This window comes from Faecalibacterium sp. Marseille-Q3530 (assembly GCF_017377625.1).
Lineage (GTDB): Bacteria > Bacillota > Clostridia > Oscillospirales > Ruminococcaceae > Faecalibacterium > Faecalibacterium prausnitzii_E.
The window spans coordinates 65,433-78,904 of the sequence record NZ_JAFREH010000004.1 but is presented as its reverse complement, the minus strand read 5'-3'; the positions used below and the strand labels follow the sequence as shown (position 1 = coordinate 78,904).

At 54.3% G+C, this 13,472-nt stretch carries 14 protein-coding genes and 1 pseudogene; 13 read left to right on the top strand and 2 right to left on the bottom strand.

Annotated features, from left to right (window positions below; translation table 11 throughout):
* The first annotated feature begins 292 nt into the window (after nucleotides 1-292).
* The 12 genes and pseudogenes from greA to J3350_RS05465 all read left to right on the top strand — a co-directional run bounded on the left by greA (nucleotide 293) and on the right by J3350_RS05465 (nucleotide 10,872).
* A complete protein-coding gene (gene greA / locus J3350_RS05520) occupies nucleotides 293-778 on the top strand; it encodes a transcription elongation factor GreA (RefSeq protein WP_118552388.1) in 486 nt (161 codons plus the stop codon).
* Between the two features lie 20 nt (nucleotides 779-798).
* Complete coding sequence (gene lysS, locus J3350_RS05515; RefSeq protein WP_207685984.1) at nucleotides 799-2,310, top strand: lysine--tRNA ligase; 1,512 nt, start codon at nucleotides 799-801, stop codon at nucleotides 2,308-2,310.
* Between the two features lie 301 nt (nucleotides 2,311-2,611).
* Nucleotides 2,612-2,920, top strand: coding sequence for a helix-turn-helix transcriptional regulator (locus J3350_RS05510; RefSeq protein ID WP_207685983.1), 309 nt, complete (start codon nucleotides 2,612-2,614; stop codon nucleotides 2,918-2,920).
* Nucleotides 2,920-3,915 (top strand): permease, encoded by a 996-nt coding sequence (locus J3350_RS05505; protein ID WP_005920644.1) that lies wholly within the window; start codon nucleotides 2,920-2,922, stop codon nucleotides 3,913-3,915. The genes J3350_RS05510 and J3350_RS05505 overlap by 1 nt, the downstream gene beginning before the upstream one ends.
* Before the next feature lie 15 nt (nucleotides 3,916-3,930).
* On the top strand, nucleotides 3,931-4,284 hold the full coding sequence (locus J3350_RS05500; protein ID WP_044959572.1) for a thioredoxin family protein: 354 nt from the start codon (nucleotides 3,931-3,933) through the stop codon (nucleotides 4,282-4,284).
* A gap of 14 nt (nucleotides 4,285-4,298) precedes the next feature.
* Nucleotides 4,299-4,457 (top strand): annotated as a pseudogene (locus tag J3350_RS05495) (arsenic resistance protein); the annotation flags it as partial.
* Complete coding sequence (locus tag J3350_RS05490) at nucleotides 4,454-4,855, top strand: arsenate reductase ArsC (protein WP_113621411.1); 402 nt, start codon at nucleotides 4,454-4,456, stop codon at nucleotides 4,853-4,855. The pseudogene J3350_RS05495 and the gene J3350_RS05490, both read left to right, overlap by 4 nt.
* A gap of 508 nt (nucleotides 4,856-5,363) precedes the next feature.
* Entirely contained in the window at nucleotides 5,364-6,683 is a 1,320-nt protein-coding gene (locus tag J3350_RS05485; RefSeq protein ID WP_207685982.1) for a phage/plasmid primase, P4 family, read from the top strand.
* 400 nt (nucleotides 6,684-7,083) lie between these two features.
* Entirely contained in the window at nucleotides 7,084-8,424 is a 1,341-nt protein-coding gene (locus J3350_RS05480) for a hypothetical protein (RefSeq protein WP_207685981.1), read from the top strand.
* A 65-nt stretch (nucleotides 8,425-8,489) separates the two neighbouring features.
* Complete coding sequence (locus J3350_RS05475; RefSeq protein WP_207685980.1) at nucleotides 8,490-8,696, top strand: excisionase; 207 nt, start codon at nucleotides 8,490-8,492, stop codon at nucleotides 8,694-8,696.
* Nucleotides 8,697-8,804: 108 nt separating this feature from the next.
* Nucleotides 8,805-10,037: a tyrosine-type recombinase/integrase gene (locus J3350_RS05470; protein WP_242700150.1), complete on the top strand. Its 1,233-nt coding sequence runs from the start codon at nucleotides 8,805-8,807 to the stop codon at nucleotides 10,035-10,037.
* Between the two features lie 586 nt (nucleotides 10,038-10,623).
* Nucleotides 10,624-10,872 (top strand): DUF6061 family protein, encoded by a 249-nt coding sequence (locus tag J3350_RS05465; protein ID WP_207685978.1) that lies wholly within the window; start codon nucleotides 10,624-10,626, stop codon nucleotides 10,870-10,872.
* 341 nt (nucleotides 10,873-11,213) lie between these two features.
* Here the strand turns inward: J3350_RS05465 and J3350_RS05460 are convergent, their stop codons facing one another.
* The gene (locus J3350_RS05460; protein ID WP_207685977.1) at nucleotides 11,214-11,627 is read right to left on the bottom strand and encodes an EamA family transporter; all 414 of its coding nucleotides are present in this window, start codon (nucleotides 11,625-11,627) and stop codon (nucleotides 11,214-11,216) included.
* A 117-nt stretch (nucleotides 11,628-11,744) separates the two neighbouring features.
* Nucleotides 11,745-12,176, bottom strand: a complete 432-nt coding sequence (locus tag J3350_RS05455) for an Rrf2 family transcriptional regulator (protein ID WP_097791649.1) — start codon at nucleotides 12,174-12,176, stop codon at nucleotides 11,745-11,747.
* Nucleotides 12,177-12,502: 326 nt separating this feature from the next.
* On the opposite strand from J3350_RS05455, the gene cysK reads away from it, so the two are divergent.
* Nucleotides 12,503-13,435, top strand: a complete 933-nt coding sequence (gene cysK / locus J3350_RS05450) for a cysteine synthase A (RefSeq protein WP_097791650.1) — start codon at nucleotides 12,503-12,505, stop codon at nucleotides 13,433-13,435.
* Nucleotides 13,436-13,472: the final 37 nt, after the last annotated feature.

The following is a 13,472-nucleotide window of genomic DNA, read 5'->3' as shown; positions in this document are numbered from 1 at the left end:
TTTACCGAAAATTGAACCCAAGCAGTCCGTATTCGCTGCCCGATCTGCCAATGGCTCGCCCTTCGGGAGAGCTGGCATCGCGCAGCGATGACTGAGAGGGTAAACATCAACATCTTCAAGGCCCCGTCGGCAATTCCCTCTGCCGGTGGGGCCTTTTGCAGTTTTTTGCATTGCAGAACCGTCGTTTTTGTTGACAATATCCCGGCTTGCCATTATAATAGAACAGTCAAAATAGCACTCGTGCGCGGCTTTGCGGCTGCGTCAATCCAATAGACAAGGAGAGAATCCCAAAATGGCACAAGAAATCAAGATGTCCGCTGCCGGCCTGAAGGCTGTGCAGGATGAACTGGAATACCTCAAGACTGTCCGCCGCAAGGAGCTGGCAGAAGAGATCAAGGAAGCCCGCAGCCACGGCGACCTGTCGGAAAACAGCGAGTACGATGAGGCCAAGAACACCCAGGGCCTGGTCGAGAACCGCATCACCGAGCTGGAGCAGATGGTCAAGAACGCTGTCGTCATCGATGAGAGCGAGCTGAGCGTGGAGAACGTTGCCGTCGGCACCCATGTCACCATCCTGATGACTGGCGAGGATGAGACCGAGGAGTACGATATCGTCGGCCGCACCGAGGCAGACCCCCTGAGCGGCAAGATCAGCGATGAAAGCCCCGTCGGCCATGCTCTGCTGGGCAAGGCCGTGGGCGAGAAGGCAGAGGTCCTGCTGCCCACCGGCCACACCGTGGAGTACACGGTGCGGAGCATCACCCACGCAGCCAACTGAGCAGAACACGGGAGGAAGCAATGGAAGAACAAAAGAGAAATCCTGCTGCCGGCCTGAGCGAGAGCGAACAGGTGCAGGTGCGCCGCCAGAAGCTGGCCGACCTGCAGGCTGCGGGTCACGACCCGTTCACCCTGACCAAGTTCCCGCAGGATGCCTATTCGGCTGACCTGAAGGAAGAATTCAAGGACCTGCCCAACGAGACCGATTCCGGCAAGAAGGCGGCTCTGGCCGGCCGTATGATGTCCAAGCGCGTCATGGGCAAGGCCAGCTTTGCCCATCTGCGCGACGATAAGGGCGATATCCAGCTGTATGTCCGCCGCGATGAGCTGGGCGAAGAGTCCTACGCTGCGTTCAAGAAGCTGGACGTCGGCGATATCATCGGCGTCAAGGGTGAAGTGTTCCGAACCAAGACCGGTGAGCTGAGCGTCCGCGCAGAAGAGCTCACCCTGCTGGCCAAGAGCCTGCGCCCCCTGCCGGAGAAGTTCCACGGCCTGACCGATACCGAGACCCGTTACCGTCAGCGCTATGTGGACCTCATCGCCAACCCCGAAGTCAAGGAGACCTTCGTCAAGCGCAGTCAGATCCTGAAGGAGATCCGCGCATATCTGGACGAGAAGGGCTTCCTGGAGGTCGATACCCCCATCCTGACGCCGTTTGAGATCGGCGCTTCGGCCCGCCCCTTCTACACCCACCACAACACCCTGAACATGGATATGGTCCTGCGCATCGAGACGGAGCTTTATCTGAAGCGTCTGATCGTCGGCGGCATGGATCGTGTATATGAGGTCGGCCGTATCTTCCGCAACGAGGGCATGGACCCCAAGCACAACCCGGAGTTCACCACCATCGAGCTGTATCAGGCATTCACTGATTTCCACGGCATGATGGACCTGGTCGAGGAGCTGTACAAGCGCCTGGCCCTCAAGATCTGCGGCGGTATGGTCATCCCGTATCAGGGCAAGCAGATCGACATGGGCCACTGGGAGCGTCTGACCATGATAGAGGCCGTCAAGAAGTATTCCGGCGTGGATTTCAACGACTGGAAGACCGACGAGGATGCCATCGCTGCGGCCAAGGAGCACCACGTTGAGCTGCCCGAAGTGCCCACCAAGGGTGCCATCCTGGCCGAGTTCTTCGACGCCTTCGTCGAGGACAAGCTCATCCAGCCCACCTTCATCTACGATTATCCCGTCGAGATCAGCCCGCTGGCAAAGCGCAAGCCGGATGATCCCGCCTTCACCGAGCGGTTCGAGTATTTCATCGACTGCACCGAGTACGGCAACGCCTTCAGCGAGCTGAACGACCCCATCGACCAGAAGGGCCGCTTCGAGCGCCAGGTTGCCGAGCGCAAGGCCATCGAGCCCGACTGCAAGGCTCAGGTCGATTACGACTACGTCAACGCTCTGGAGTACGGCCTGCCTCCCACGGGCGGCCTCGGCTTCGGCGTGGACCGCCTTGTCATGCTCCTGACCGACAGCGCCTCCATCCGTGACGTGCTGCTGTTCCCCACGATGAAGCCGATTGACCAGTGAAATGCAAAATTAAAACGCAGATACGATGAAATTCAGAATAGATTTCAGACGGCATCTGCGGTACTACACCACAACTACACCAATTTTGGGACGTTTTCCCGAAAAGGAGCCTTACAAAGCGGTGTGGTGTAACAAGTGAATAGGCGGATTGGTGTAGTAGACAAACTACCCACAATATGATGAAAAGCAGGTACACTGTAGAAATGCGGTGTACCTGCTTTTATTTGCACAAATGTATTGACAATCATCTATGTATATGCTACACTATACGCATAGACGATTATCAATGTGAGGTGTTTCTATGAATGCTATGGATGTGGCTTTGATCTGCAAGGCGCTGGGCGATGCGAACCGGCTGGAAATCGTAAAGATGCTGTCGGACGGTGAGAAGTGCGGCTGTAAGCTGCTGGAACGGTTTGAAATTACCCAGCCGACCCTCTCTCACCACATGAAGATTCTGATGGAGTGCGGACTAGTGAATGCCTGCAAGGATGGCAAGTGGCAGCACTACTCCCTGAACTGCGAAACCCTGACCCAGTTCAAAGAATTTATAGAGGGACTGACCTGCTGCGGCTGCGGCTCTAATAGCGAAGGGGGGTGCTGCTCCTGATGGGCAAGTTTATCACCGATCAAATCCTCGGCATGAAGTGGCTGAATACGCTGATTGGAAATCTACTCGGCACATTGGGATTGGACGCAACAAGCCGAATCGGTGGGAGCATTCAGTTCTTCCTCTATGATGTGATTAAGATCACCGTGCTGCTCTGTGTGCTGATTTATCTGATCTCCTACATTCAGAGTTATTTTCCGCCGGAACGCAGTAAGAAAATTATGGGGCGGTTTCACGGTATCTGGGCAAACTGCATCGCAGCCCTGCTCGGCACGGTAACACCGTTCTGCTCCTGCTCGTCCATTCCACTGTTTATCGGATTTACCAGTGCCGGACTGCCGCTGGGTGTGACCTTCTCATTCCTGATTTCATCGCCTATGGTGGACTTGGGAAGTCTTGTTCTTCTGATGAGTATTTTCGGGGCAAAGGTTGCGATTCTCTATGTGGTGCTGGGGCTTGTGATTGCTGTGGCTGGCGGTACGCTGATTGAAAAGCTGCACATGGAAAATCAGGTGGAGGAATTTATCCGCAGGGCATCTGCCGTGGACATTGCCTCCCCAACACTGACGCAGAAGGAACGGCTAGTTTATGCCAAGGATCAGGTAGCGGAAACCTTCAAGAAGGTCTTTCCGTACATTCTCATCGGCGTAGGCATCGGGGCTGTCATTCACAACTGGATTCCAGAAAGCTGGGTTGTGGCGGTTCTCGGCAGCCATAACCCATTCGGCGTAATATTAGCAACCATCATCGGCATTCCTATGTATGCCGATATTTTCGGCACGATTCCCATTGCTGAGGCTTTGCTTGGAAAAGGCGCACAGCTTGGTACGGTGCTTGCCTTTATGATGGGTGTTACCACGCTGTCTTTGCCGTCAATGATCATGCTGCGCAAGGCAGTTAAGCCGAAGCTGCTGGGTGTTTTTATCGCTATCTGCGCTTTGGGCATTATCGTTGTAGGTTACTTATTCAACCTGTTTCAGGGGTTCATTTTATAATTGGAGGGTATCAAAATGTCAATTTTTGGATTTGGTAAGAAAAAAGAAGAACAAAAGCAGCCTTGCTGCTGCGGCGGGAGCTGTACGCCGGAAGTCATGCAGGCGGCAGAAGCCGAAAAGAAGGAGTCCGGGATCAAAATTCTTGGGGGCGGCTGTGCCAAGTGTAATGCGCTGGAAGCGGCAACTGTAGACGCACTGCGGGAGCTTGGGATGGATACGACCATTGACCATGTGCGGGACTTTGAAAAGATCGCCGCCTATGGTGTGATGACCACCCCCGCTTTGGTGGTGGACGGTCAGGTGGTGTCCTATGGCAAGGTGCTGAAAAAGGATGAAGTCATCGTTATTTTGAAGAAGGTAAGAGCATGAACGAACGTAACACATCCAACTTCTTTGAATTGGCGGTTGCGGTAGCTGTCGCTCTATTCGGAACGACTTCTCCTGCCGCACTTGCCACAACGGTTGGTGTATTGACCGAAGTGCCTGTGATGCTTTTCCTCGTAAAAATCGCAAACAAAACGAAAGGCAGGTTTCCCGCATGACCAAACCAAAAGTTGCATTTATCTGTGTCCATAACTCCTGCCGCAGCCAGATTGCGGAGGCATTGGGCAAAGCACTGGCGTCCGACGTGTTTGAAAGCTATTCTGCCGGAACGGAAACCAAGCCGCAAATCAATCAGGATGCCGTGCGGTTGATGAAGAAGCTTTATGGCATCGACATGGAGCAGACGCAGTATTCTAAGCTGATTTCGGATATTCCAGAACCGGATATCGCCATCTCCATGGGCTGCAATGTGGGATGTCCTTTTATTGGTAGACCATTTGATGATAACTGGGGATTGGAAGACCCGACTGGAAAAGATGATGCTGCGTTTAAGGATGTGATCATGCAGATCCATCAAAATATCATAGCATTGAAAAATCGCCTTCAAACTATATAAATCTGCTTGTCAAGAGGGCTGGCACTGTCCAGCCCTCTCTCTTTTTGCCAAAGTTTCCCTCGTTTTTTCTTGCACACTGCCGAAAGTGACGTGTTCTCAAAACTTTTTGTTGACACGGCTCGATTTTTGTGGTAATCTATCCCAACAATTGAATATAACATATTTTTACATATTCGTTCTGGCCCTGCGGGGCTGAACATTTTGGCTTTCAGCCGTTACATAACCGACTAGCATGACCTTCCAGAAAAAGCGAAGGCAGGGCTGGTCTGTTTTGTGACGGCTTTTTTGTTGCCGTTTTGCCCGTTGCACCTTGAAAACCACATGACCGTCTGCATGGGATACCCGGCGATGACCCTGAGAAGGAGAGCCGGAAAACGCCGCCGGAAGGGGGGCAGGAAAGCCATGCAGGGAGAACGGCAGGACGTTGATTTCCCAGTTGCGGAGTAAAACGATGTGATCAAAATGATCACATCGTTTTTCCGTAACGCCAAGAAAGGACGGAATGCCTATGAGTAATTTTACCCCTGCATGGTTCAAGAAAGGTTTTTTCAACGAATCCCTGTTCTGTGACGATTTTCTGAGTACCCACCAGCTGCTTTACTCGAATGGCGCATTTTTCACCCCGGATGGCCGCATGACCGATACCATGCCCCTGCGCTGCGAGATTTTCGAGATGATGCGTGAATATGTCGGGGCAAACCTTGCCAAGAAGGTCACCAATGTGGTGGATGTGCTGAAACTGGCGGCACAGGTGGAGGACTTTCCACCTGTCACCGACCGCATTGCGCTGGCAAACGGAACCCTGTATCTGGACGGCACCTTTCAGGAGGGCAAGCCGGAGATCGTCCGCAACCGGCTCCCGGTCAAATATGACCCGAAAGCTGCACAGCCCACCCATTGGCTGCGGTTCCTGTCCGACCTGCTCTACCCGGAGGACGTTCCCACGGTGCAGGAGTTCATCGGCTACTGCCTGATCCCCAGCAACAAGGGTCAGCGCATGATGGTCATCAAGGGCAGCGGCGGTGAGGGCAAGTCGCAGATCGGCGTGGTGCTGTCCCGGCTGTTCGGCTGCAACATGAAGGATGGCAGCATCGGCAAGATCTCGGAGAACCGCTTTGCCCGTGCCGACCTCGAACACACCCTGCTCTGCGTGGACGATGATATGCGGATGGAAGCCCTGCGCCAGACCAACTATGTCAAGTCCATCGTGACCGCACAGGGGCAGATGGACTTGGAGCGCAAGGGCAAGCAGAGTTATCAGGGTTGGATGTACGCCCGCCTGCTGGCGTTTAGCAATGGCGATTTGCAGGCATTGTATGACCGCTCGGACGGTTTCTATCGCCGTCAGCTCATCCTGACCACCAAGGACAAGCCCCTGTCTCGTGTGGACGACCCGGACATTGCCGAGAAGATGGCGGCAGAGGTCGAGGGCATCCTGCTGTGGGCATTTGAGGGCTTGCAGCGGCTGGTGAAGAATGGCTTCCAGTTCACCGAGAGTGACCGTGCCAAGCGCAACCGGGAACTGGTGAAGCGGGACAACAACAATGTGTTCGATTTCCTCGAATCCGAGGGCTACATCCGCCTGAAGGCGGATGCCTGCACCAGCTCGAAAGAGCTGTATGAGGTCTACAAGATGTGGTGCGAGGAGAACAGCCTGAATGCGATCAAGGCACGAGGGTTCAGCGATGCGCTGATCGCCAACCAGCGCAGGTATAATCTGGAATCCACCAACAACATCGTCAACTCGTCCGGGCGGCGTGTCCGGGGCTTTGTGGGCATCGAAGCCCTTGTGCAGCCCGACCTCACCCCCAATAGCTGGCGGGCATGACCCGCTTTTGATCCCCCTATATGGTGCGTTTTCGGTCTTTCGCTGCGTACGTGCGTACAAAGAAAGCCGCCTGTTGCGTACGCACGTACGCAGCAAAACGCCAAAGTTCTCCTTTATAGGGGGGTGGCAAAGTGTCAGGTTGACAGTTTGCCAAGAGTGGTAAGTGACGGGAAACGGTACTTACCAGCTCCTACCCAATTCCCCAAAATGGGAATCAGGGTGGGATGGCCGTTATCAGACCGTCTATCTGCCTGTTACCATTTTGGGAACAGGCAAAATCAGTTGGTCAATTTGGCCAACTGAAAAAGCCGGACGAGCTGCGGGCAGGGATTCGCAAATCTTTGCCTGTCAGCTTGCCCGGAGCAAGAGTGCAGAGAGCGCAGCTCTTTGCCCCAGTGATATGATGCTGTGCGTCATATCCTACTGGGTATTATCTGGCGCAAAACGGCGGCAGATCCAGCAGCTCCGCTGCTGCGTTCTCCCCGCCAAGCTGTTGAAACGGAGGGATGTCTATCTGAAACTGACACGACACAACGGACGAGCCGGAGCACACGGCACTTACAACCCCAAGCACAATGACCGCAGTTTCAACCTTGCTAACAGTGAGCACATCGACCCGGAACGAGCCAAGGGCAACATCTACTGGGACTGCTTCCACGGCTTCCATTCGGCTCTCGCTCCACCCGACCCGGATGATCTGGCGGCGACCTTTTCAGATGTGGAACGGCAATTCTATGAGACCCACTACACTGCCTTTGTCGAAAGCCAGAATGAGCGTAACGCCAAGATCCGGCACACAGAGCGCAACCGCTCCATTCCCGACCTGTTGTCCAGCCGCAAGACCTGCCCGGAAGAAACTATCTATCAGCTGGGAACAATGGACGACCATGCCTCCGCAGAGGATTTGCTGAACATCGTCACCGAGTTCATCGAGGCGTTCAAAGCCAAGTATGGCGACCATGTTCATGTGCTGGACTGGGCACTGCATCTGGACGAAAGCACACCCCACATCCATGAGCGCCATGTGTTCGACTGTGAGAATAAGTACGGCGAGGTGGCACCCCAGCAGGAAAAGGCGCTGGAAGCGTTGGGCTTCGACCTGCCCGACCCGGCCAAACCCCTCAGCCGCCGCAACAACCGCAAAATCACCTTCGATGCCGCCTGTCGAAAAATGCTGTTTGAGATTGCAAAACGTCATGGGTTAGATTTGGAGGAAGAAGCGGAGTACGGCAGCCGCAAATATCTGGAAAAGCAGGATTTCATCCTTGCCAAGCAGAAGGAGCAACTTGCCGCCCAGCAGAATAAGCTGGATGAATTGACCCTGAAAGTATCGGACATGGAGACCCTGCTGGAAGATGTTTCGGTAGCAGCCTACGACAAGGCGGTGGAGGTCGTGACGGATGTAGTACGCACCGAGACCCGCAAGGAAGATATGCGGATGATCGAGGAAACGAAGAAGTGGGTGCTGTCCCCGGAACGCAAGGCTCCGCAGTCCACGAGAGAGTATGCCGCCCATCGATTGGACACCGTGCTGGACAAGTTCCTCAAGACTATGCAGACCACTGCTACACGTCTGCAAGAGAAGCTCCTGAAACCGGAGGCCCGGCAGAAAGGCAAGGAGCAGGTCAAGGAGAAAGCACGGGATTCCGTTCTGCAACTGCTGAACCGCTTGCAGGCAGAACAGGCACAAAATAAACCAGCGGCACAACCCCGCACACAGGAGGGGCACTCGGAAATCTGAACCTCATCGGGAGCGTTTGGGGCAGAAAGCTGGCACCTTCTGCCCCGGCACCCGGTTACAAGGATATGGAGGTGCAAGTGAAAGAAGTTCCGATTTGGCAAAAGAGTAATCTGACCTTGGAGGAAGCGGCGGCTTACTCTGGGATCGGTATCAATAAACTGCGGTCAATGACCGATAGCGATGAATGCAAGTTCGTCCTTTGGAACGGAACCAAACGGCTGATCAAACGCCGTAAGCTGGACGAATATCTGGACACGGCATTCTCGATCTGATGCGGTGTAGAAAATTGACCGTTTGATGTTGCAGGGAGTCTTGCGTCATGGTATACTCATGGCGTAAGGCTCCTTTTCAACATTCTGTGAATGAAAAGGAGAGTTTATATGCAAAGACGTAAAGATAATAAAGGCCGTGTTTTGAAAGATGGCGAGGTCTACCGCAAGAGCGACGGGCTGTATATGTACCGTTGGACTGCAAAAAACGGAAAACGCCATACCATCTATGATGCAACCTTGGAGGGGCTGCGCGAAAAGGAAGAGAAGATCCAGCACGACTTGGCAGATGGCATCCGCATTCCGGAGTGCAGCCTGACCCTGAATGACCTGTTTGAACTGTGGCGTAAGAACAAGGTGGGCTTGAAAGAGCATACCTTCGCCAATTACGTCTATATGTACAATCGGTTCGTCCGGGATGAGATCGGCATGATGAAGCTCAAGGACATTCGCAAGTCGGATATCCGCAGCTACTACAATGGCATCGTCCGCAACGGCAAGATGGCGTTGAACACGCTGGAAACCATTCAGAATGTTCTTCATCAGGTCTTTGCGGTGGCGGTGGACGATGAGTACATCCGTGTGAATCCCACGGATGGTGTCCTGACGGCTATAAAAGCCGCCCACCAGTACGAAACGCCCAAACGCCACGCTCTGACCCTGCCCCAGCAGCAGGCGTTTCTGAATTTCATCAAGAAAACGCCGAAGTTCCAGCACTGGCTCCCGATGTTCACCTTCATGCTGGGTACCGGATGCCGCATCTCGGAAACGGTTGGCCTGTGCTGGAACGACATCGACTTTGAGAGTGGGTTTATCACCATCCAGCACAATCTGGTGTACCATGACCACGAGGACGGTGGCTGCTATTTCACCATGTCCACACCCAAGACTGCCGCAGGCAAGCGGGCAATTCCGATCTTGCCCGAAGTGCGGAAGGCACTGGAGCAGGAACGCATCAACCAGCAGGAGCTGGAACTGGTATGCGAATACGAAATCGACGGAATCTCGGACTTCGTGTTTCTGAACCGCTTCGGCCAGCCGCAGAACCCGCAGACGGTCAACCGCGCCATCAAGCGCATCAGCGTGGCATACAACGAAGCCGAACTGGAAAAGGCCGAAAAGGAAAAACGGGAGCCGCAGCTGCTGCCGCCTTTCTCCTGCCATAATCTCCGGCACACGTTCTGCACCCGGCTGTGTGAAAATGAAACCAACCTGAAGATCATTCAGGACATCATGGGACACCGGGACATCAGCACCACGATGGAGATTTACGCGGAAGCCACCAAGGAAGCCAAAGCCCATTCCTTTGCAAATCTGAACGGTAAACTGGGCATTCCAGTCTGAAATCCACTACACCAACTACTACACCACTTTTACACCAAATTGCCGGTAAGTTGTGGAGAGTTGCGTAGGGTGATGTACGGGAGCAGGAAAAAGGAAGCCGCATGGATAGGCTTATAAAGGAAAATAAAGCCATTTGTGAGCCTTCCTTGACCTATCCCCACGATGAAGCCGATTGAGCAGTAAATTTCCAATTTAAGCAAAACAAAGCCTGAAACTTCTTGATGCACTGAGAAGTTTCGGTTTTTTTCTTTTGATGGATTTCCAGCGAAAACTACACAATACGCTAATTTTACGCCAAATGATGTATGATTTTGTGCAGAGCAAAAAGAGCGTTGTTCGCGTTTGCGCAGCGAAGCGGAGCAATGAAAGCCCCAGTGGGGCTTTTAAGCGACCGAACGGTCTTGCGTAGCAAGATGGAGGGGCCCCGCCCCGACAAGTTTGCGTTTGGTGTAAGAATCGGGCGTGTGGTGGATGGGTGTAGACCTGCAAAGGGCTACATCAAAAAGTGGGTTCATGAATCTGCAAACGGACAGCCGGAACTTTCCACCGCAGAAGAAGTAAATGTGAAAAACATGGAGGCTTTCTTATGAACAAACTACTTTCCTGCCGCTACAACATGGACACCAACCGGGTGGAAGCCCGGTTCGAGGGTGGCACTACCATTGCCATTGACTGCATCGCTGTCGAGAACGAGTACGGCAACACCCCGGCACAGCGGGCAGAACTGGACTGGCTGCTGTACCATAAGCCCTTGGAGTATGCTCAGCTTGTGCTGAGAGGGGAGATTGAGCATTATCTCTCGCTTGGTTGCGACCATGGCAGACTGGAAATATAATCATCCAATATAGCAAACGACCACTCACGCCGCCGGCAGGCGTAGTGAGTGGTCGTCTTTTCATTATGCCAGTTTCCGTGGAAAATCAGCACCTGCTACTATTGCAAACCATATACACGACCTGCTTATTCTTTGCAATTTCCTTTAGCATCTCCAGCGCACGTTCTGTATGCTCATCATCCAGATTTACAAAAGGATCATCCAATAGAACAAAAGGCTTTTCCTGCTTGAAAAGGGCATCAATCAGCGCAAGTCTCATGCAGAGCATAACACTGTCTACCGTTCCAGCACTGAAATAGTCAATTTCTCGTGCTTCGCCCTTTTCCTGCTTTCATACTCTTTTATAATACCATGAACAAAGTCCCCGCAGCAATGAGCGCACAGCCAATCAGGCTTTTGGCCGTGAACGGTTCATGCAGGATGAAAAATGCCAGTGCCAGCGTGATGACCACGCTCAGTTTATCAATGGGGACCACCTTGGATGCTGCACCGATCTGCAATGCGTGGTAATAGCACAGCCAGCTTGCACCGGTGGCAAGGCCGGATAGGATCAGGAACAGCCAGCTTTTGTGAGAAATATCCCCGATGCCGGTCTGCGTCCCGGTCAGGAACACCATGCCCCAGCTCATCAGGAGCACAACGGCGGTGCGAATGGCCGTGGCCAGCGTGGAGTTCACGCCGTCAATGCCGATCTTCGCAAGAATGGAAGTCAGTGCGGCAAATACCGCAGAGCCCAGCGCAAAAACAAACCACATAAAATATTCTCCTTTTCCGCACACTGCCATTGAATGATGGCTGGCGTGGGCGCGGCTGGTATGACGACCGCTGTGGGGCCGCTCTGCACCCCTGCGTTTTCATGCGGGGGATGCAGATCAGATCACATAATCATTTCCCGCCTGCTCCGGTGCGGCGAGGTCGGCGAGGGTGATCTTGCCGAAGTAGTCGGCGATGAGGTCGTTCAGACCTTTCCACATCGTATAGGTGCGGCAGTTGGCCATCCGCTCGCAGGCCGGGGCTCCCGGCGTCAGGCAGCTCACCGGGGCAAGGCTGCCCTCCGTCAGCAGCAGGATCTCTGCTACCGTGTACTGGTCCGGGCTGCGGGTCAGGCGGTAGCCGCCGCCCTTGCCGCGCAGCCCTTCCAGAAAGCCGTTCTGCACCAGGACTTTCAGGATGTTCTCCAGATATTTTTCCGAGATATCCTGCCGCGCGGCGACCTCCTTCAGCGGGACATAGCGTTCGGCCTGATGCTCGGCCAGGTCGATCATCACACGCAGCGCATAGCGGCCTTTGGTTGAAACGATCATAGTGCACTCCTTATTGTATAGCAACCTCTCCGTCTCACCGTTGGTCCTGCGGAAATGGGCAGCAGCCGCAGGCGACAACGCCGTAGACCGGCCCGCCCGACCTCCGAACAGGGGAGATGTCACCGCAGGGGAGGGAGAAATTTTGATTTTAACCTATTATACAACAGGGTTTATAACTTTTCAATCTGTTTTTTGCACTTTTCCATTGACAACCGGGGCAAAGAGGGCTATAATACCATCAAACCCACAAACGATGTTGGTTTGCAGGGAATATGGAGAGACGAAATAGTTCCGGGCCGGGTGCCCGCAGAGGGAGGAACATTCTTATGAGCAAGATTTATACGTCCGCAGATCAGCTGATCGGTCACACTCCGCTGCTGGAGCTGACCCACATCGAGAAGCAGGAGGACCTGAAGGCCACCATCCTGGCAAAGCTGGAATACTTCAACCCGGCGGGTTCGGTCAAAGACCGCATCGCCAAGAAGATGATCGACGATGCAGAAGCCACTGGCAAGCTGAAGCCCGGTTCGGTCATCATTGAGCCGACCTCCGGCAACACCGGCATCGGTCTGGCCGCTGTGGCGGCGGCCAAGGGCTACCGCATCATCATCGTCATGCCGGAGACCATGAGCGTGGAGCGCCGCCAGCTGATGAAGGCCTACGGCGCAGAGCTGGTCCTGAGCGAGGGTGCCAAGGGCATGAAGGGTGCCATTGCCAAGGCCGATGAGCTGGCAAAGGAGATCCCGAACGCCTTTATTCCCGGTCAGTTCGTCAACCCGGCCAACCCCAAGGCGCACATTGAGACCACCGGCCCGGAGATCTGGGAGGACACCGACGGCGAAGTGGACATCTTCGTGGCAGGTGTCGGCACCGGCGGAACCGTCACCGGTGTGGGCCAGTACCTCAAGAGCAAGAACCCCGGCGTCAAGGTCGTAGCCGTGGAGCCTGCATCCTCTCCGGTGCTGAGCCAGGGCGTTGCAGGCGCACACAAGATCCAGGGCATCGGTGCCGGTTTCGTCCCCGCTGTGCTGGATACCAAGATTTACGATGAGATCATCCCCGTCACCAACGAAGACGCCTTTGCGACCGGCCGTCTGATCGGCCACAAGGAGGGCGTTCTGGTGGGCATCTCCTCCGGTGCAGCTGTCTGGGCTGCTCTGGAGCTGGCAAAGCGCCCCGAAAACGCAGGCAAGAAGATCGTTGTCCTCCTGCCCGATACCGGCGACCGCTACCTGTCCACGCCGCTGTTTGCCGAATAACCTGCAAGATCGATCGATGCCGCTGCGCAAAACAGAT